We start from the raw sequence: 18057 nt of genomic DNA, 5'->3' as shown, positions 1-18057 counted from the left end.
ATTGCAGGCGACGACACTATGGTGCGAAGATCGACCAGTTCATTATCTTCGCCAGTTTTTCCAGCGCGATCGAGCCCAGCCTGGAATTGCCGTTGGCATTGAGGCCAGGCGACCAGACGGCAAGCGAGGCGACGCCCGGCACGATTCCCAATATGCCGCCGCCAACGCCGCTCTTGCCAGGAATGCCGACGCGGAAAGCGAAGTCGCCGGAGCCGTCATAGTGGCCGCAGGTCAGCATCATCGCGCCGATGCGACGCGCGCGCTCGGCCGAGACGACGGAATGCCCGGTCGCCGGGTTCTTGCCGCCATTGGCGAGGAAGCGGCCGGCCAGGGCCAGTTGCCGGCAGCTCATGGCGATAGCGCAATGGTGAAAGTAAACGCCCAGCGCCAGTTCCGGCGCATGGTGGAGATTGCCGAACGATTTCATGTAATTGGCGAGCGCGAAATTGCGACGTGGCGCGTTCGGACGCCGCGACCTCGCGGTCGACGATGATCGTGTCGTCATCTGCCAGGAACTGGATGAAGCGCAGGATCTCGCCGATCGCCTCGCGCGGCTGATGGCCGGCAAGCAGGATGTCTGAGACCACGATGGCGCCGGCATTGATGAATGGATTGCGCGGAATGCCGTTCTCGTGCTCGAGCTGGACGATCGAGTTGAACGGATTGCCCGAAGGTTCGCGCCCAACCCGCTGCCACAGCGCGTCGCCGACATTGCCGAGCGCCAGCGTCAGCGTGAACACCTTTGAGATGCTCTGGATTGAAAACGCCTCGTCGGCGTCGCCCGCGGTCAGCACGCGGCCGTCATCGGTCACCGCGGCGATGCCGAATTTTTTCGGATCGATCTTGCCGAGCTGGGGAATATAGCTGGCGACGTCGCCGCGATCGGTACGCTCCGCCATTTCGGTGGCGACCTCGCGCAAGGCCTGTTCAAGCTGGGGCGCCTGTTCAAGTTGAGACGCCTGTTCAAGCTCCGGCATCGTCGCCCCCGCTACTTCAGCCAGCGTTCGATGCGCGCCATCGCCTCGACCATGTCGTCGTGGCTACCGGCGTAGGAAAAGCGCATCGTGCGATGGCCCTGCAGCGGATCGAAATCGCGGCCGGGCGTCGCTGCCACATGCGCCTCGGCCAGCATCCGGCGCGCAAACGCCATGCTGTCATTGGTGTGCCTGGTGACGTCGCAGAAGGCGTAGAACGCGCCATCCATGGGCGCGGCCAAAGCAAAGCCGAGCTCCGGCAGGCGTTGCATCAGGAACTCGCGGTTCCAGGCATAGCGCGCCTTCACCGCTTCCAGCTCTGGCGTCGCCTTGAACGCCTCGATCGCGGCAATCTGGGACAGCTCGGGCGGCGAGATATAGAGGCTCTGGGCGATGCGCTCGACCGGCCGCACCAGTTCCTGCGGCTGCACCATCCAGCCGATGCGCCAGCCGGTCATGCAATAATATTTCGAGAACGAATTGATCACCGTCACATCCGCGCCGAAAGAAAGCGCGGTCGTGTCGGGCGCCGCATAGGCCAGCCGGTGATAGATTTCGTCCGAGATTACGGCGATGCCGAGCTCTTGCGCCGTCTTGACCAGCGTCTCGAGATCGCCGGCGGGAATGACCGCGCCGGTCGGGTTGGCCGGGCTGGCGAACAGCACGCCCTTCAGAGGTTTTTCGCGATGCGCGGCTTGCAGGTGCTCGGCATGGAGATAGGCGGCGCCGTCGAGCTCGATCTCGGCGATGTCGATGCCGAGGGCGGCCATGATGTTGCGATAGGCAGGATAGCCGGGGGCGGCGATGGCGACGCGGTCGCCTGGATCGAACATTGCCAGGAAGGCGAGATTGAAGGCAGCCGACGATCCGGTGGTGACGGCTATCCGCTCGGGCGAAACGTCAAGCCCGTAATGCTCGCCATAATGCGCCGCGATCGCCTTGCGCAGACCGGCGAGGCCCAGCGCGTCGGTATAGCCGATGCGGCCTGCCTTCAAGGCATTGGCCGCCGCTTCGCGAACCCCGGCCGGCGCCAGATCGGAAGGCTGGCCGACGGCCATGGATACGACTGGCAGGCCCTTGGCTTTCAGCCGATTCGCCTCGGCCAGGATGTCCATGGCGTGGAACGGTTCGACCGCGCTGCGGCGCGAAAGCGAAACAACCATTTTTCAATCCACCACACTTGTCCGCGCGTGCCGGCCATGCTGGCCGCGCCGCACAAATGCCCGATTGGTGTGGGGATCACAAGTTCGGTAAGTTTAGGCTGCCGACTTTTCATCCTTCGCCCACTCGTCTACCAGTGGACCTGCCATGTTGAGCCGACCCAAATCGACGATCGCCAGGACAGCGCGCGCTTTCGCGACGGTTGCGCTTGCCGCGGTGGTCGCCATGGCCGGCTCGGTCGATGCATTTGCGCAGAATGTGCCGGTTGTGCGCGATGCCGAGATCGAGGCGCTGGTACGCGACTACGCGCGGCCGATCTTCAAGGCGGCCGGCTTGTCGGGCGACGCCATCAACATCGTGCTGGTCAACGACCAGAGCTTCAACGCCTTTGTTGCCGGCCGCCGCATGTTCATCAACACCGGCGCGCTGATGACGGCCGAAACGCCCAACGAGATCATCGGCGTCATCGCCCACGAGGCCGGCCATATCGCCGGCGGGCATCAGCAGAAACTGCGCGAGCAGCTCGAGCGTGCCAAGACGATGGCGATACTGGCGACGCTGCTTGGCGCCGGCGCCATGGTTGCCGGCGCCACCAGCAACAGCCGCGGCCTCGCTGGGGCCGGCATGGGCGTGATGGCCGGCGGCGGCGAGATGGCGCAACGCAGTATCCTCGCCTATCAGCGCACCGAAGAGATGACCGCCGACCGTTCGGCAATCGCTTATCTGAATGCAACCGGCCAGTCCGGCATGGGCATGCTGAAGACGTTCGGCCGTTTCCAGAACGCATTGTCGCTCTCAGGCGCGCAAGTCGATCCCTATCGCATCAGCCATCCGATGCCGCAGGAGCGTATCGCCAATCTCGAAGTGCTGGTGAAGCAGAGCCCTTACGTCGACAAGGTCGACCCGCCGGCACTACAGCAGCGCCACGATATGATGCGCATCAAGATCGCCGCCTACATGCAAGGTCAGGCGGCGGCGTCACGATTGATGCGCAAGAACCCCGGCAGCCTCGCCTCGCGCTATGGCGACGCACAGATGACGTACCTTTTCGGCAATCTGGCTTCGGCGCTCACCAAGACCAACGCGTTGATCAAGGAACAGCCGAAAAACCCGTATTTCCAGGAATTGCGCGGCGACATCCTGATGAAGGCGAACCGGCCGAAGGAGGCTGCTGACGCCTATGCCAAGGCGGTCAGCCTCGATCCGGCGCGGTCCGGGCTGCTGCCGGTGTCTTACGGCCAGGCGCTGATGGCCATCGGCACGGCGGATTCGCTGAAGAAGGCAGTTGCGCAGATCAACACCGGCCTCGGACGGGATCGCGAAAACGCCGACGGATACCGCTATCTGGCACAGGCTTACGGGGAACTCGGCAACATCCCGGCCGCCGAGCTTGCAACCGCCGAAGGGCATTTCTATTCCGGCGACTACAAGAATGCGAAGATCTTCGCCATGCGGGCGCAGCAGAGCATGAAGCGGGGCGAGCCGGGCTGGCTTCGCGCGCAGGACATTATAAACTACGCACCATCAGGTAAGAAGAAGTGAACCTTTCGGACGCAGGCTGCGACACAGCCAAAGCGAGCGGACCGGAACACGGGCAAGAGGATCGAGGATTATGACCAAGGCAATTCTGCTGGGCACTACCGGAGTGGCAGCGGCTCTCGCCATGCTGGCGTTCGGCTTCGTCGCCGGCAATCCGCAGACCGCGAAGGCCGGCACGGCGCAGCTTGCCCAGACGGCGTCCTCGGGTACCAAGCTCGACCGCACCGAAGTCGAAGGCATCGTCCGCGACTATCTCCTGAAGAACCCGGAAGTGCTTCTGGAGGCACAGCAGGCACTTGAGGCCAAGCAGAAGGAAGAACAGCGCGTCGCCAGTCTCGGCGTCATCAAAGACGCCAAGGACCAGATCTTCAATTCCTCCTTTGACGGTGTTGTCGGCAATCCCAACGGCAAGGTCACCATCGTCGAATTCTATGATTATAATTGCGGCTACTGCAAACGCGCCATCGAAGACATGCGCGCGCTGACCAAGGCCGATCCGGACCTGCGCTTCGTGCTCAAGGAATTCCCGATCCTCGGCCCGGATTCGCAGAAGGCGAGCGTCGTCTCGATGGCCTTCCACTTGCTGAAGCCGGAGAAATACGGCGAATTCCACAACGCGCTGCTCGGCGGCCAAGGACGCGCCACCGAGGCGGCGGCAATCAAGGTGGCGCTGTCGCTCGGCGCCGACGAGACGGCGCTGCGCGAAAAGATGAAGGACCCGAGCATCACCGAGGCCTTCTCCAAGACCTATGATCTCGCCACCAAGCTCGCCATCACCGGAACGCCGTCCTACGTGGTCGGCAATGAGGTTGTGTTCGGCGCGCTTGGCCAGGAAGTACTGGCCGAAAAGATCGAGGCGGCGAAGGCGGCGCTCTGATTAGCGTTCGGGTTTCGATTGGGGCTGCGGGTTTCCGGCGCGGGCCGTTTTCCGGCTGTTGTGGACGGCGAAAGAACGCACTTGCGCTCTTTTCGCCAGCGTCTATGCCCATTATAGAGGGTCCGGCGCGCCGGCTTAGCCGCGCCGGGAAAGGTCGGCATTTTTTGAAAACGGTTTTCGTCCTGAACGGCCCCAATCTCAACGCGCTCGGCAAGCGCGAGCCGGGTATCTATGGCGGCAAGACGCTTGCCGCGATCGCCGACGACTGCAAGCAGGCAGGTGCCGCACTTGGGCTGGAGATCGATTTCCGCCAGTCGAACCATGAGGGCGACCTCGTCGACTGGATCCAGGAGGCCGCCGACAAGGCCGCCGCAATCGTCATCAATCCGGGCGCCTACGGCCATACCTCGATCGCCATTCACGATGCCATCCGCGCCGTCGCGCCGCTGCCGGTGGCTGAGGTGCATCTTTCCAACATCCACGCGCGGGAACCATTCCGCCACGTCTCCATGGTCGCGCCGGTCGCCGTCGGCATGATCTGCGGGTTCGGGCCGCTCGGCTACACGCTGGCGCTGCAGGCGCTGGCTGCACGCCTATGACCGGCCAACAAACAGAAGGCTCGAAAATGTCGATAAAGAAGAACGGTGTTGACCAGCAGCTGATCCGCGATCTGGCGGGCATACTGAACGACACCAACCTGACCGAGATCGAGGTCGAGCTGGGCGATCTGAAGGTGCGCGTCTCGCGGCAGGCGCCGGCCGTCCATGCCGTCGCCGCAGCGCAGCCGGCCCACGCGCCGGCAGCCGCGCAGCCCGCGGCAGCCGCCGTGCCGGCGGCGCCCGACGTGTCGAAGAACGCCGTCGCCTCGCCGATGGTCGGCACAGCCTATCTGGCGCCGTCGCCCGACGCCAAGGCATTCATCGAGGTCGGACAGAAGGTCAAGGAAGGCCAGACGCTGCTGATCATCGAGGCGATGAAGACGATGAACCAGATCCCCTCGCCGCGCGCCGGCACGGTGACGGCGATCCTGTTCGAAGACGCGCAGCCGGTCGAATATGGCATGCCGCTCGTCGTGATCGAGTAGAGCCGGGAACAGGCGAAAGATGTTCCAGAAAATCCTCATCGCCAATCGCGGCGAAATCGCCCTCAGGGTGCTGCGCGCCTGCAAGGAGCTCGGCATCCAGACGGTGGTGGTGCATTCGACCGCCGACGCCGACGCCATGCATGTGCGTCTCGCCGACGAGAGCGTCTGCATCGGCCCGCCGCCGTCGCGCGACAGCTATCTCAACATCCACCAGATCGTCGCCGCCTGCGAGATCACCGGCGCCGACGCAGTGCATCCCGGCTACGGTTTTCTGTCGGAGAACGCCAAGTTCGCCGACATCCTCGCCGCGCACAACATCACCTTCATCGGCCCGACCGGCGACCATATCCGCATTATGGGAGACAAGATCGAGGCCAAGCGCACGGCAAAGCGCCTCGGCATCCCCGTGGTGCCCGGCTCCGACGGCGCGGTCACCGAGGACAAGGAAGCCAAGCGCATTGCCGCCGCGATCGGCTACCCCGTGATCATCAAGGCGTCGGCCGGCGGCGGCGGGCGCGGCATGAAAGTGGCGCATAGCGAGGCCGACCTCGAGGTGGCGCTGCAGACGGCACGCTCGGAGGCGGGTGCGGCCTTCGGCGACGACGCCGTCTACATCGAGAAATATCTGCAGAAGCCGCGCCATATCGAAGTGCAGGTGTTCGGCGATGGCGCCGGGCGCGGCGTGCATTTCGGCGAGCGCGACTGCTCGCTGCAGCGCCGCCACCAGAAGGTCTGGGAAGAAGCGCCCTCGCCGGCGCTCAATGCCGAGGAGCGCGCGCATATTGGCGGAGTCTGCGCCAGGGCGATCGCCGATCTCGGCTATTCCGGCGCCGGCACCATCGAATTCCTCTATGAGGACGGCGAGTTCTATTTCATCGAGATGAACACGCGCCTGCAGGTCGAACATCCGGTGACCGAGGCGATCACCGGCATCGATCTCGTCCACGAGCAGATCCGCGTCGCCTCGGGCGGCGGGCTTTCGGTGCGCCAGGAGGATATCCGCTTCCACGGCCATGCCATCGAATGCCGCATCAACGCCGAGGATCCGCGCACCTTCACCCCCTCGCCAGGCACCATCACCCACTTTCACACGCCGGGCGGCCTCGGTATCCGCGTCGATTCCGGCGTCTATTCGGGCTACAAGATCCCACCCTACTACGACAGCCTGATCGGCAAGCTGATCGTGCACGGCCGCAACCGCGTCGAGTGCATGATGCGGCTGCGGCGCGCGCTCGACGAATTCGTCGTCGACGGTATCAAAACGACGCTGCCGCTGTTTCGCGACCTCGTTGGCAACGCCGACATCGCCAATGGCGACTACGATATCCACTGGCTGGAAAAATACCTGGCCGAAGGCGAGTGATACAGGGGCGAAGCGATGACCCGTCCCTACGCACCCGGTTATCGCATCCCGACCGACCTTTTGCTCAAAGCCTATGCCTCCGGCGTCTTCCCGATGGCCGAAAGCGCCAATGACCCCGAAGTATTCTGGGTGCGGCCGGAGACGCGCGGCATCATTCCGCTCGACGGGTTCCACATACCGAAAAGCCTGAGAAAGACGATCCGCAAGAACCTGTTCGAGTTCCGCATCGATTTCGACTTCGAGGCGACGATCGAGGCCTGCGCCGAAAGGCGCGAGGAACGTCGGTCGACCTGGATCAACGCGCCGATCCGCGAAGCCTATATCGAGCTGCATCGGATGGGCCATTGCCATTCGGTCGAGGCCTGGCACAACGACCGGTTGGTCGGCGGGCTCTACGGCGTATCGCTCGGCCGCGTGTTTTTCGGCGAGAGCATGTTCGCCAGGGAGACCGACGCGTCAAAGGCCTGCCTGGTTCACCTCGTCGAACGCCTGAAGGCGCGCGGCTTTGCACTGCTCGACACCCAGTTCACCACCGAGCATCTCAAACGCTTCGGCGCAATCGACGTGCCGCGCGGCAAATACGAGAAGATGCTGGCCGAGGCGCTGAAGGGCGAGGCCTCGTTTTTTCCATAACCTGGAATGGTTCATCATTTCAAAGAAACGCAATTCCGGACGGAAAGCCGTTCACGCTCTTCCTGGAATTGCTCTATCGGCCGCTCAGCCTTTTGCTGGCGTCGGCAGCGGCGTCTGTGCGTGAAACATCATTTTCCAGCCATTGACGCGGTGGACATAGCCAGTACTGACCAGCGCCGCATAGGCTTCGCCATTTTGCCGGGTCGCACGCGCCTCGTAGGTCAGCATGACGATGTCGCTGCCCGGCTCGATGATGCCCTTGAGGTCGATGTCGAGATCGCGCCAGCGCTTCGGGTCCGTGGCGGTTTCGGCCAGATCGGTATTGCTCATCACCCGCGCCATCTGGGGGAAGGCCACCAGGCATTCGGTATCGGCATTGGCCTTGAAGTAGTCGGCGTCGCCGCTCCAGAATCCCCTTTCGATGTCGAGAAGTTCGTTCTTGTTGGCCATCATCATGGCAACCTCCTCCGTAGAGAGGCACCAACGCTCGGGCAACGCGGCGGTTCCGCAAGGCGCGGGTATCCACCGCGCGCTGACAGATTCTAGTTGGTTTTGGGGGCGGCGGGTGCCGGCACGTCGGACTTCTGCTTGCAGCCCTTCAGCCAGATATCATAGACGGCATGCTCGACGGCGTTGATCCCGGGGCTTTCGGCAAACATCCAGCCGGTGAAGATACGGCGTATCTTCCGGTCGAGCGTGATCTCGTCGACCTCCACGAACGAATCCGTCTTCGGCTCTTCGTTTTCGGGCCGCGAATAGCAGATGCGCGGCGTCACCTGCAAAGCGCCGAACTGCACCGTCTCGTCGATATAGACATCGAAGGTGATGATACGGCCGGTGATCTTGTCGATGCCGGCGAATTCAGCGACGGGATTGGTGAGGCGTTCGGATACTGCCGGTGCTGCAGGCGCCACCGACGCGTCAGGCGCGGGCGGCGCCAATTCCTGCGCAGCAGCAAGCGTCACCATAGAAGCGAGAACGACCGCGGTTAATCCGCCCGTCAAAATTCTGCTGAACATGCTCATGCAAGGTCCGGTGGTTTGCGCCCGGGTGATTCTCTTAACGCCAAGGCTAGTTGCTGCTGTCGGATCAGCAAACAGCTAAACAGTAATTGTGGCGACAAAGGACCGCCCCGTGAGGACCGCGCCCGTGGGGACCGCGCGCCTGTCGCGGCGATCGATCACGAACCGGGCGTCCAGGCGTCGTAGTCGCCCGTCACCTGCGGACGATGCCGGTTGGTCAGCACCGAGCCCTTCGGCCGATAGGCTGCGGGGCTGCCGGTGAGGTTCGGCACATGCGGCTTTTGCCAGTCGCGTGGCTTGTAGTCTTCGCTTGGCGGCGGAACGTCTACACGGTGATGGATCCAGCCATGCCAGCCGGGCGGAATCGCCGAGGCTTCCGAATAGTCGCGGTAGATGACCCAGCGGCGGGTGCGGCCTTCCGAATCGACGCCGCCTTCATAATAAACGTTGCCGACCTCGTCCTGCCCGACCTTCTTGCCATGCCGCCAGGTGTGAAAGCGCGTTCCCAATGTCTGGCTGTTCCACCAGGTGAAAAACTGTAGAAGGAAAGTCTTCATCCAAATCCTCGTGGCAAGTCCTTGTGGCAAGTCCTCGCGGCGGCTGCGGCGCCTGTTCCTGCTTATGGCGTCACGGCATTGCGAAGGCAAGGGTCTTGCCGCAACCGGCGAGCAAATGGCTGACGGAAAAGCGATACGTTCATGCTATTTTCGCGGCCGTCCGAAGCAGATGAAATAAGTTGTTGGCAACCTTACGCAGCGTTATTCTAACAGTTGATGCTTCGTTGCCTAGGACGGCAAATGAGAGGGGTTTATGTCATCGCTGGCGCGCACGGCCGGTCGCGCATTGCCGCAGGTCGTTGAGGCGATCTACGATTCGATTGCCGACGTCGACCGCTGGCAGGCGACACTCGAGGCCATCTGCAATCTGGCGGAAGGCCGGCTTGCCATGCTCGCCGTCATCGACACCATCAGCAGCTCTGCGCGGTTTTCGGTGTCCTGCGGCGATCCCGCAGTTCTTGAGCCGTTGAAGCATGACTACGGCTCGCAAGTACCGTTCTATGCGGCGGTTCCCAAGATGGAGATCGACGTGCCCTTCACGGTCGATTCGATCTACGCCCTGCAAGGCCCGGATACACGACAGAGATGGCTCGAAAGCCGCATCGTGCGCGAATGGGTACAACCCAACCGGCTGGACGATTTCTTCTGGGTGGCGTTGATGAAGCGGCCGACCCGGATCGGCACGCTGATGGTGGTGACCGACAAGGACAGGCGCCAGATTTCCCGCGAGGATCTCGAGCTTGTCTGCCTGCTGGCGCCGCATGTGCGGCGCGCAGTGACCATCGGCGACTTGTTCGAGGCCGAGCGGCGCAAGGCCGAAATCTTCCGCTCCATCATCGAAAGCCTCGACCATCCGGTGCTGATCGTCGCCGAAGACATGACCATCATCTTCGCCAACCCGTCAGCCGAAGCGCTGCTCGCCGAAAACATTTCGGTCGCTTGCGTGCGCGGACAGCTGTCCTTCACCTATGCCAACGCCAACGCCGCGATCGGCCGTGCCGTCCAGCTCGGCACGCGCGACGAATTCGCACTCGGACCTTGCGGCATCAACATTCCGCTGGCCAAGACGGCCGTTCCGGCGGTGGCCCATGTTATGCCGCTGGCGCGGCGTGAAATCTCCGCGCGCATCTCGCAGCGGGCGGCCGCAGCGATCTTCATCGCCGCGGCCGGTTCGACACCGACCCCGGCGCTGGACGCCATTGCGGCGCTGTTCGGACTGACGGCGGCAGAAAGGCGAGTCGCCGGTCACGTTGCCGCCGGCCTGACGCGAAAGGAAATCGCCGCGGCCGGCGGCGTCTCGGACGGCACCGTCAAGTCGCAGCTGGCGACGATCTTCGACAAGACCGGCACCGGCGATCAGCGCGAGCTCGAACTCTTGATGCGCGAATTGTCACCGCCGTTGCGCTCCAGTTGATTTGCGCAGATTCTCGAACCGGCGGTGGTCCAAATGACTCGGTCGGTAAGTTTTTCAAACCTTTGACACCATCGTCCGCAAAATCTGGGAAACGAAACCGGCATCGTTGCAATTCGGCCAAAATCGTGGTGCGGTCGTTCGCGGTCCAGAAACGCGGCACTCTGCTCGGCTGGAAAGAAAATGGTTTCTGGCGCGGATCTCAATCTTTGACACCGACATCTACCGAGCGGCTGCTCCCCTACCTCTTTTTGCTTGGGCTGATCGTAATCGCAGTCGCTTTCCGGCCTCTGCTGCCCGTCGACGAAACGCGATATCTCAGCGTCACCTGGGAAATGTATCTGAGCGGACAGATCTTCGTCCCGACGATGAATTTCGCGCCCTATCTGCAGAAACCGCCGCTGCTGTTTTGGCTTATCGACCTTGTCTGGAAGATTTTCGGCGCCAGCCGGCCGGCCGCGATGCTGGTCATCTTCGCCGCCTCCTCGCTCGTCATCTGGCTGACGACGGCTTTGGCAAAGACCCTGTTTCCGGGCCGCGACGACATAGCACGACGCATCCCCTGGCTGGTTGCTGGAAGCTGCGTGTTCGTCATTTATTCGACGCTGATCCTATTCGACCTGTTGCTGACGGTCTTTGTGCTCGCCGCGCTATTGTCGTTGATTGCCTTTGCCCGGAGCGGCAACCGCTGGCAGGCCGTTCTGGCCGGGCTGTTCATCGGCATGGGCGTGCTGACGAAAGGCCCTGTGGTGCTCATCCATATCGCCGCGCCCATCCTGTTCTATCCGTTCTGGCGCGACCGACGGGCGGGACTGACGACACCGAACTTCCTCGCTGGAGTGGGCCTGGCAGTGCTCGCCGCGCTGATTCCGGTGGCGATCTGGCTGGTGCCGGCGACGATCCTGACAAAGGGCAGTTTTGTCTATGATCTGGTCTGGAACCAGTCGGCGGGGCGCGTCACCGGCAATTTGCGCAATTCACACGGCCGGCCGTTCTATTTCTATCTGCTGCTGCTGCCGGTCATGTTCATACCGTGGATTTTCATACCCGAGGTCTGGCGGTTGAAGCTGCGTACGCGGATACGCAGCCTGATCGAGACGAAGTCGCCGGATCTGCGCGCCTTGCGCCTGCTGTCGTTCTCGTTCGTTGCCGTGTTGCTGGCGTTCAGCGCGATATCCGGCAAGCAGCCTCACTATGTCGTGCCGATGTTGCCGTTCGTGACCATCCTGTTCGGGTATTTCATGGCGGAGATCCCGCTCGCCAGGCTGAAAAGCTCGGCCGTCGTCATGCTTGTCATTTTCGGCATCGGCCACGCGGTGGCATCGGCAACCGCGTTCAAACGTTATGACCTGACGCCGCTCGCCAACTTCATCGACGAGCGAAAGGATGCGGACTGGGCCGTGGCTTTCGACTATCAAGGCGAAGTCGGCTTCCTGGCCCGGTTGCAAAGGCCGTTCGAAAGCACCGACAAACCGGAAGAATGGCTTGGCTCGCATCCCAGCGGCTATGTCATCGACAAGGTTTCCAAGGATCCCGGCACTGCAGGGCAAATCGCCTTCCGGCTTCGCGTCGAACGCGGTTATCTCGTCGTGCTGAAGGGACAGCATTGACGATCGTCACCGGTATGCGAGTTCGTCCCCCGCGCGGGAGATGAAGGCCTTGCTGCTTCGTGGTTCCATCGCTCGATAGAACCGGGAGGTATTCATGCGCAAGCTCATCTCAACGACGCTTTTTGCCTTATCGCTCGCTGTGGCCGGCCTTGCCGCCGATCCGGCATGGAGCTTCAAATGTCAGTCCGGAACGATCGGGCAAGGCAGTTGCTCCTGCTCCGGGACCGCCGACTGCACCGATATGCGGCATTCCAAAATGTGCAAGGGCGACCTGAACTGCGGTTCGGGAAAATGCTCCTGCACGGCCGCATTGATAGTCGACCCTGGCCCGAAAACCCCCAAGCCCAAGGTCGTCGCGCCGAAGGCGACAACCAAAGGCGTCGTGAAGCAGTAGATGTCCGATCCGAGGGGACGGCGGCTCGACGTCGCTGGGCCGGCGCGACGTTTCGCGGTTCATCCCCCGTGCGCGCGATGAACCGCCAACGAAGAAGTGCTGCTGTCTAGCCGGAGGGTGGTTTCCAACGATAGAGCGAGGATACCATGTTGAAAACCTGCATGATGCTGTTGTTCTGCCTGATGGCGGCCACCGCGGCCGCCCAGCCGCCGCCTTCGGGGCCGCCGGTTCCCAGTGCGGCACTTGCCCCATGCAACGCCACACAATCGAACAAGCCGTGCAAAGCCGAACTCGGCGTGTTCCTGATCACCAACACCGTCCGCAACCTGGCGCAAGCCAAGGTCGACGCCACCAACGCACAGCTGGCCGCCCAGGGACGATCGTCACGCGCATCGATCGAATCGCTGAAGCAATGGCGGCCGTCGCGCTTTGCGACGCAGATGCTGAACCAGCCGAACAGCTGGTTTGTCAAAGTTCCTTACATCCTGACCATCAAAGTCTCGATCCCTGTGACCTCCGACCGCCACATCGGCATTCCCATAGACGTCAACGTCTTCTGCAGCGGCTGGCAGACCGATTCCAGCCAGGTCATCATCCGCTCGCAACCCGGCCCGGCAAGCTTTGAGGGCGGCAATATCCTCGAGGACGTTTTCAACGTCGGCAATTACATCGACGCGCAGGTACGCAACTCGTTTTCGGCACCCCTACCGGTGACGACGCCGGTTCCAAATTCGAAATGCTCGGCAATAGACGGCTCCGATGCCGGCACGCAGGCTACCGGCGATGATCTCATCTTCTGGACGGTGCCGCGGCGCAACCTGGTGGTGACGGACGCCATAGCCAAGCCGACGGTTGAAGTCACCTTCGACAGCCTCACACGCCTGCCAGCCCGCGACTTCCACAACAATGTCGTCTATGCGGAATCCGAGGCTATAAACCTCAACGTCTACGCCAATGAGGACGGCCTTCAGAGGGCGCTGACGATGCGCGAAGGCGACGCGGCTGCGCTGAACCTTCCCGCAGTACGGCTCGACGCGCGAAAATACGATTCGCTGGTGGTCATCGGCAATGTCGACCAGCCGCCGAACGATCCCAGAGACAGCGCCTTCGCAGTAGCGGCCAAGACTGCGGGATTCGGTGCCGGTTCCAAGATCATGCAGATCCCGAAGTGGTATTCGAGGCCTCCGGACCAGTTCAATCCCAAGCCTACATGGATAAGAGTTCCCGCCTATGAGCTGCACTATACGGTGCGCTATCTCAACAGCGGCGAGCTGGCCGTCGATGGTGGAACCAGTACGGTCCGGCCCCCAAAAGTCGCCGTTCCGATAAAGACGCTCATCAAGCCGAAAACGCCCTGACGCAGCCGCTCGCGGATGATGGCGGCGGTTCAGACTGCTGCCGCCATCCCCCGCGCGGCAGATGCGGCAGCGCTGGCTTCATGGCCTGATCTTGCGGGAACAAACGCGCCGCTGCGCCACGAGCGAGCGGCGCCATCGATGGAGACGCACGATGCTGCACTTTCCCCACACCATGCCCGCCGTCCGGATCATTGCGGCAATCTCGCTGCTTGCCTTCCCGAACTTCCTGCCGCCGGTCACGATCCCGGCGAACGCGCTGCCGGTCAGCCAATCCTGCCGGATCACCACCTATTACAAGACGGCGGCAAAGGCGACGGAGGTTGGCGTGCGCTCGACGTGCCAGGGCGTTAAAAAATGGGGCGTCACCTCGAAATATTACGAGGTCGAAAAGATCGAAGCCGCTACGCCCCCGCACACGTCGGGCGGCGGCGGCAGCCTGCCGTGCGAGTTTCTCGCCGCCGGCTGCTCCAACCTGCCCGTGAAACGCAACTGAGCGCCAGGCGAACGAGCTAGCCGATCGCCTTCTCCAAAACCAGCGCCGGCAATCCTGAGGCGCCGCCGCAATCGGCCGTGTTGCCGGCGGGCGTGAACCCTCTCGAGCGGTAAAAGGCAACGGCCGGAGCATTTGCTTCCTCGACCTCGACGCGCAGCGTTCGGGCCTCCGGAAAGCTGGCCTCGATCTCGTCCAGCAGGGCCTTGCCGATGCCTTGCCTCTGCCAGGCCGGATGCACGTAAAGCTGGTTCAGCATGACGACCCCGGCATCCGTCGTGGCGGCCGCGAAAGCCATGCCACCAATGCTTTTGCCGTCGTCGGCGACCAGGAATTCCGAGTTCGGTCGTGTCAACCGCGCTTTGAGCGCGGCGATTGAATGCCATTCGTCGGTGATTTCGGTGACCCGCGCCGCGCCGTAGATGGCGTCATAGGTGGCGTGCCATGTCTCGACCAGCAATGCGCGCACCGCCGCAAGATCGCGCTCGCCGGCGGTGCGGACGAACATCCTATTCGATCCCGAGCTTGGCCTTGACTAGCTCGTCGACCACCTGCGGGTTGGCCTTGCCGCCGGTCGCCTTCATCACCTGGCCGACGAACCAGCCGGCCATGGTCGGCTTGGCGCGCGCCTGTTCGACCTTGTCCGGGTTGGCTGCGATCACCTCGTCCACCGCCGTTTCGATGGCCCCGGTATCGGTGACCTGCTTCATGCCGCGGCTTTCGACCAACTGACGCGGATCGCCGCCCTCGCTCCAGACGATCTCGAACAGATCCTTGGCGATCTTGCCGGAGATGGTGCCCTCCTTGATCAGATCGATGACTGCGCCGAGCTGATCGGGCGAAACCGGAGCATTTTCAATACTCTTGCCGGCTCTGTTCAACGCACCCAGCAAATCGTTGATGACCCAGTTGGCGGCAAGTTTGCCATCGCGACCAGCGGCCACCTTCTCGAAATAGTCGGCGACCGCCTTTTCCGATACCAGGATCGAGGCGTCGTAGGTCGACAGGCCGAGCGAGGAGATCAGCCGTGCCTTCTTGGCGTCCGGAAGTTCAGGCAGGTCCTTTGCCAGCGCATCGACATAGGCCTGGTCGAATTCCAGCGGCAGAAGGTCGGGATCCGGGAAATAGCGATAGTCGTGCGCTTCTTCCTTGGAACGCATCGAGCGCGTTTCGCCCTTGTTGGGATCGAACAGCCGCGTTTCCTGGTCGATCTTGCCGCCGTCCTCCAGGATGGCGATCTGGCGACGCGCCTCGGAGTCGATGGCCTGGCCGATGAAGCGGATCGAGTTGACGTTCTTGATCTCGCAGCGCGTGCCGAATTCACCGCCAGGCCGGCGTACCGAGACGTTGACGTCGGCGCGCAGCGAGCCTTCGTCCATATTGCCGTCGCACGTGCCGAGGTAGCGCACGATGGTGCGCAGCTTGGTGACATAGGCCTTGGCTTCATCGGCGGAGCGCAGATCCGGCTTCGAAACGATCTCCATCAGCGCCACGCCGGAACGGTTGAGATCGACATAGGACATCGTCGCATGCTGGTCGTGCATCGACTTGCCGGCATCCTGCTCCAGGTGCAGGCGCTCGATGCCGACCTCGATATCCTCGAACTCGCCCTGCCGGTCGGGGCCGACGGAGACGATCACCTTGCCCTCGCCGACGATCGGTTGCTTGAACTGCGAGATCTGGTAGCCCTGCGGCAGGTCGGGATAGAAATAGTTTTTCCTGTCGAAGACCGATTTGTGGTTGATCTGGGCCTTCAGGCCCAGACCGGTACGGATCGCCTGCTTGACGCATTCCTCGTTGATCACCGGCAGCATGCCAGGCATCGCCGCATCGACCAGGCTGACATTGGCGTTCGGCGCGGCGCCGAAAGTGGTCGAGGCGCCGGAAAACAGCTTTGCCTGCGAGGTCACCTGCGCGTGGACCTCGAGGCCGATGATGATCTCCCAGTCGCCGGTGGCGCCGGGAACCAGGCGCTTGGCGTCGGGCGTGCGAGTATCGATGATGCTCATAAGGGCCTGCATATTGGAATTGTGGATATGCGGAACGCATAGTTTGGTGTGCAACTTCGCTAGTGCAAACCGCTTCGCGAGACAAGCGCCAAGCCGCAGGCGCCGACGCGGCACAGGCCCGCAGTTGCCGCGATGGACGGCTATAACAGCTTGAAAAATTCAAATGGCCGGCAACCCGGCCGCCGCCGCCTCATGCCGTGGCGATATAGGCCCTGATCTCCTCGGCCTCGCGCTCGACATCCTCGATGCGCCGCTTGACCACATCGCCGATCGACACGATGCCGTCGAGCAGCCCGTTCTTTTCCACCGGCAGATGGCGGAAGCGGCCCTCGGTCATGATCTCCATCACCTCGTTGACGGTGTGGTTCTCATTGCAGATCTTCACCTTGGGCGTCATCGCCGAGCGGATGGCAAGGTCGAGCGCCGCGGCCCCCTCCTTGGCGAGAACCCGCACCACATCGCGCTCGGAAAGAATGCCGACGATCTTGTGATCGCCGTTGGTGATGACCAGCGCGCCGATCCTGTGTTCGGAAAGCATGCGGATGGCTTCGCTGAGCTTTTCGTTCGGCCCGAGCGTCACCACGTCGTGGCCTTTTGCCTCGAGAATTGCCTTAACAGTCATGGCGTCCTCCTCTGCATTTCCTGCCGGCTCCTGCCCTGGCCGGCTTTCCCTAGGATGAACATGGTGCGCCGCGATCGGCTGCTTTTCAAGTGCGGAGGTCTCAGCTCTCCGGCTCCTCCGTCTGCCGGGGCACCTGCTCTCGCCGATCAAAAAACCGCAGGCCGAAGAAGCCGGCAAGAAAGCCGCCAATATGGGCTTCCCAGGCGATCTGGCCGTCAATGCCGGGCGCCAGGCCGAAGAGGCCGGTCGCCAGGTTGATCACCATCCACATGGCGAGAAAGGTGACGACGCCACGCGAGCGCAGGACCGCCGCCATCGGCAAAGGCCGGCCCGCGAAGGCGGCCTTGCCCGACGAGCGGTCGATGCGGAAGCCGTAGCGCGCCGCCGCGCCCATCATGCCGGAAATCGCGCCGGAGGCGCCAACCAGCGGTGCCTCGCCAAGCGGGTGCATGGCCCAGAACAGCGCCACCGCCGCCAGTCCCGTGGCGGCGAAGAACAGGCTGAAGCGCAGCGCGCCGAAGCGGTTGGCCAACGGTGAGCCAAAGGCCGCAAGCCACACCATATTGATGGCAAGATGGGCAAAGCCGCCATGCAGGAAGGCATAGGTAAAAGGGCTTGAAAACGCGAAGAAATCCAGGTCGAAGCGACCGGAATAGCGGATCGGCACGAAGGCAGCCCGGACAAGCAGTTCGAAGTCCTGGTCGTCGGTCAGCCAATAGACCCGGATCAGATGGACCGCGACGCAGATGCCGATCACCGCCAGCACCACGGGCGGCAGGTTGAACACCGGCTCGCGACGCTGCTCCGGTTCGCGGGCGACAGGCCCACCCTGGCCCTGCTCGATCTGCGGTGGGCTTTCTGGGTCACTCATATGGCTTGCACTCAGTCGCTGGATTGGACTTCGCGAGCATGTAGATCACGGCCAACCGAATCACAAACGGCGAATCAGCAGG

At 62.7% G+C, this 18057-nt stretch carries 19 protein-coding genes and 1 pseudogene; 11 read left to right on the top strand and 9 right to left on the bottom strand.

Features of this window, described 5'->3' with window-relative positions; translation table 11 throughout:
• Positions 1-16 precede the first annotated feature (16 nt).
• A pseudogene (locus NKJ72_RS13165) lies at positions 17-899 on the bottom strand (glutaminase).
• 89 nt (positions 900-988) lie between these two features.
• Positions 989-2137: a pyridoxal phosphate-dependent aminotransferase gene (locus NKJ72_RS13160; RefSeq protein ID WP_352477454.1), complete on the bottom strand. Its 1149-nt coding sequence runs from the start codon at positions 2135-2137 to the stop codon at positions 989-991.
• A gap of 145 nt (positions 2138-2282) precedes the next feature.
• Between NKJ72_RS13160 and NKJ72_RS13155 the strand changes: the two genes are divergently transcribed.
• The 6 genes from NKJ72_RS13155 (at position 2283) to aat (ending at position 7631) form a co-directional block, all read left to right on the top strand.
• Positions 2283-3677, top strand: coding sequence for a M48 family metalloprotease (locus tag NKJ72_RS13155; RefSeq protein ID WP_352477452.1), 1395 nt, complete (start codon positions 2283-2285; stop codon positions 3675-3677).
• Between the two features lie 70 nt (positions 3678-3747).
• The gene (locus NKJ72_RS13150; RefSeq protein WP_352477450.1) at positions 3748-4551 is read left to right on the top strand and encodes a DsbA family protein; all 804 of its coding nucleotides are present in this window, start codon (positions 3748-3750) and stop codon (positions 4549-4551) included.
• Positions 4552-4715: 164 nt separating this feature from the next.
• Positions 4716-5150, top strand: a complete 435-nt coding sequence (gene aroQ / locus NKJ72_RS13145) for a type II 3-dehydroquinate dehydratase (protein ID WP_031211260.1) — start codon at positions 4716-4718, stop codon at positions 5148-5150.
• 26 nt (positions 5151-5176) lie between these two features.
• Positions 5177-5635 carry an acetyl-CoA carboxylase biotin carboxyl carrier protein gene (accB, locus tag NKJ72_RS13140; RefSeq protein WP_352477448.1) on the top strand — a complete coding sequence of 153 codons (459 nt, stop codon included), beginning with the start codon at positions 5177-5179 and terminating at the stop codon, positions 5633-5635.
• 19 nt (positions 5636-5654) lie between these two features.
• Entirely contained in the window at positions 5655-6998 is a 1344-nt protein-coding gene (gene accC, locus NKJ72_RS13135; RefSeq protein WP_352477446.1) for an acetyl-CoA carboxylase biotin carboxylase subunit, read from the top strand.
• Positions 6999-7013: 15 nt separating this feature from the next.
• On the top strand, positions 7014-7631 hold the full coding sequence (aat, locus tag NKJ72_RS13130) for a leucyl/phenylalanyl-tRNA--protein transferase (protein ID WP_352477444.1): 618 nt from the start codon (positions 7014-7016) through the stop codon (positions 7629-7631).
• Between the two features lie 84 nt (positions 7632-7715).
• On the opposite strand, the gene NKJ72_RS13125 is transcribed toward aat, so the two are convergent.
• From NKJ72_RS13125 to NKJ72_RS13115, 3 genes are all read right to left on the bottom strand, one after another.
• Positions 7716-8084 (bottom strand): hypothetical protein, encoded by a 369-nt coding sequence (locus NKJ72_RS13125; RefSeq protein WP_352477513.1) that lies wholly within the window; start codon positions 8082-8084, stop codon positions 7716-7718.
• A gap of 89 nt (positions 8085-8173) precedes the next feature.
• Entirely contained in the window at positions 8174-8656 is a 483-nt protein-coding gene (locus NKJ72_RS13120; protein WP_254817093.1) for a DUF2155 domain-containing protein, read from the bottom strand.
• A gap of 155 nt (positions 8657-8811) precedes the next feature.
• Complete coding sequence (locus tag NKJ72_RS13115) at positions 8812-9210, bottom strand: NADH:ubiquinone oxidoreductase subunit NDUFA12 (protein ID WP_254817092.1); 399 nt, start codon at positions 9208-9210, stop codon at positions 8812-8814.
• A 253-nt stretch (positions 9211-9463) separates the two neighbouring features.
• Here NKJ72_RS13115 and NKJ72_RS13110 point away from each other — a divergent pair, with 253 nt between their 5' ends.
• The 5 genes from NKJ72_RS13110 to NKJ72_RS13090 all read left to right on the top strand — a co-directional run bounded on the left by NKJ72_RS13110 (position 9464) and on the right by NKJ72_RS13090 (position 14476).
• Positions 9464-10624 carry a helix-turn-helix transcriptional regulator gene (locus NKJ72_RS13110; protein WP_352477442.1) on the top strand — a complete coding sequence of 387 codons (1161 nt, stop codon included), beginning with the start codon at positions 9464-9466 and terminating at the stop codon, positions 10622-10624.
• Positions 10625-10830: 206 nt separating this feature from the next.
• Positions 10831-12231, top strand: coding sequence for an ArnT family glycosyltransferase (locus NKJ72_RS13105; protein ID WP_352477440.1), 1401 nt, complete (start codon positions 10831-10833; stop codon positions 12229-12231).
• A 94-nt stretch (positions 12232-12325) separates the two neighbouring features.
• The gene (locus NKJ72_RS13100; protein WP_352477438.1) at positions 12326-12625 is read left to right on the top strand and encodes a hypothetical protein; all 300 of its coding nucleotides are present in this window, start codon (positions 12326-12328) and stop codon (positions 12623-12625) included.
• A 146-nt stretch (positions 12626-12771) separates the two neighbouring features.
• Entirely contained in the window at positions 12772-13983 is a 1212-nt protein-coding gene (locus NKJ72_RS13095; protein ID WP_352477437.1) for a hypothetical protein, read from the top strand.
• A 151-nt stretch (positions 13984-14134) separates the two neighbouring features.
• Entirely contained in the window at positions 14135-14476 is a 342-nt protein-coding gene (locus tag NKJ72_RS13090) for a hypothetical protein (protein WP_254817087.1), read from the top strand.
• A gap of 16 nt (positions 14477-14492) precedes the next feature.
• Here the strand turns inward: NKJ72_RS13090 and NKJ72_RS13085 are convergent, their stop codons facing one another.
• From NKJ72_RS13085 to NKJ72_RS13070, 4 genes are all read right to left on the bottom strand, one after another.
• Positions 14493-14981: a GNAT family N-acetyltransferase gene (locus tag NKJ72_RS13085; protein WP_352477435.1), complete on the bottom strand. Its 489-nt coding sequence runs from the start codon at positions 14979-14981 to the stop codon at positions 14493-14495.
• A 1-nt stretch (position 14982) separates the two neighbouring features.
• Positions 14983-16482, bottom strand: a complete 1500-nt coding sequence (gene gatB, locus NKJ72_RS13080) for an Asp-tRNA(Asn)/Glu-tRNA(Gln) amidotransferase subunit GatB (RefSeq protein ID WP_352477434.1) — start codon at positions 16480-16482, stop codon at positions 14983-14985.
• Between the two features lie 190 nt (positions 16483-16672).
• Positions 16673-17104: a CBS domain-containing protein gene (locus tag NKJ72_RS13075; protein ID WP_352477433.1), complete on the bottom strand. Its 432-nt coding sequence runs from the start codon at positions 17102-17104 to the stop codon at positions 16673-16675.
• Positions 17105-17204: 100 nt separating this feature from the next.
• Entirely contained in the window at positions 17205-17975 is a 771-nt protein-coding gene (locus tag NKJ72_RS13070) for a rhomboid family intramembrane serine protease (protein WP_352477431.1), read from the bottom strand.
• Between the last annotated feature and the right edge of the window lie 82 nt (positions 17976-18057).

This window comes from Mesorhizobium sp. M0045, from assembly GCF_040323385.1.
Taxonomy (GTDB): Bacteria; Pseudomonadota; Alphaproteobacteria; order Rhizobiales; family Rhizobiaceae; genus Mesorhizobium.
The sequence above is the reverse complement of the archived record's forward strand: the minus strand, read 5'-3'. Positions and strand labels throughout refer to the sequence as shown.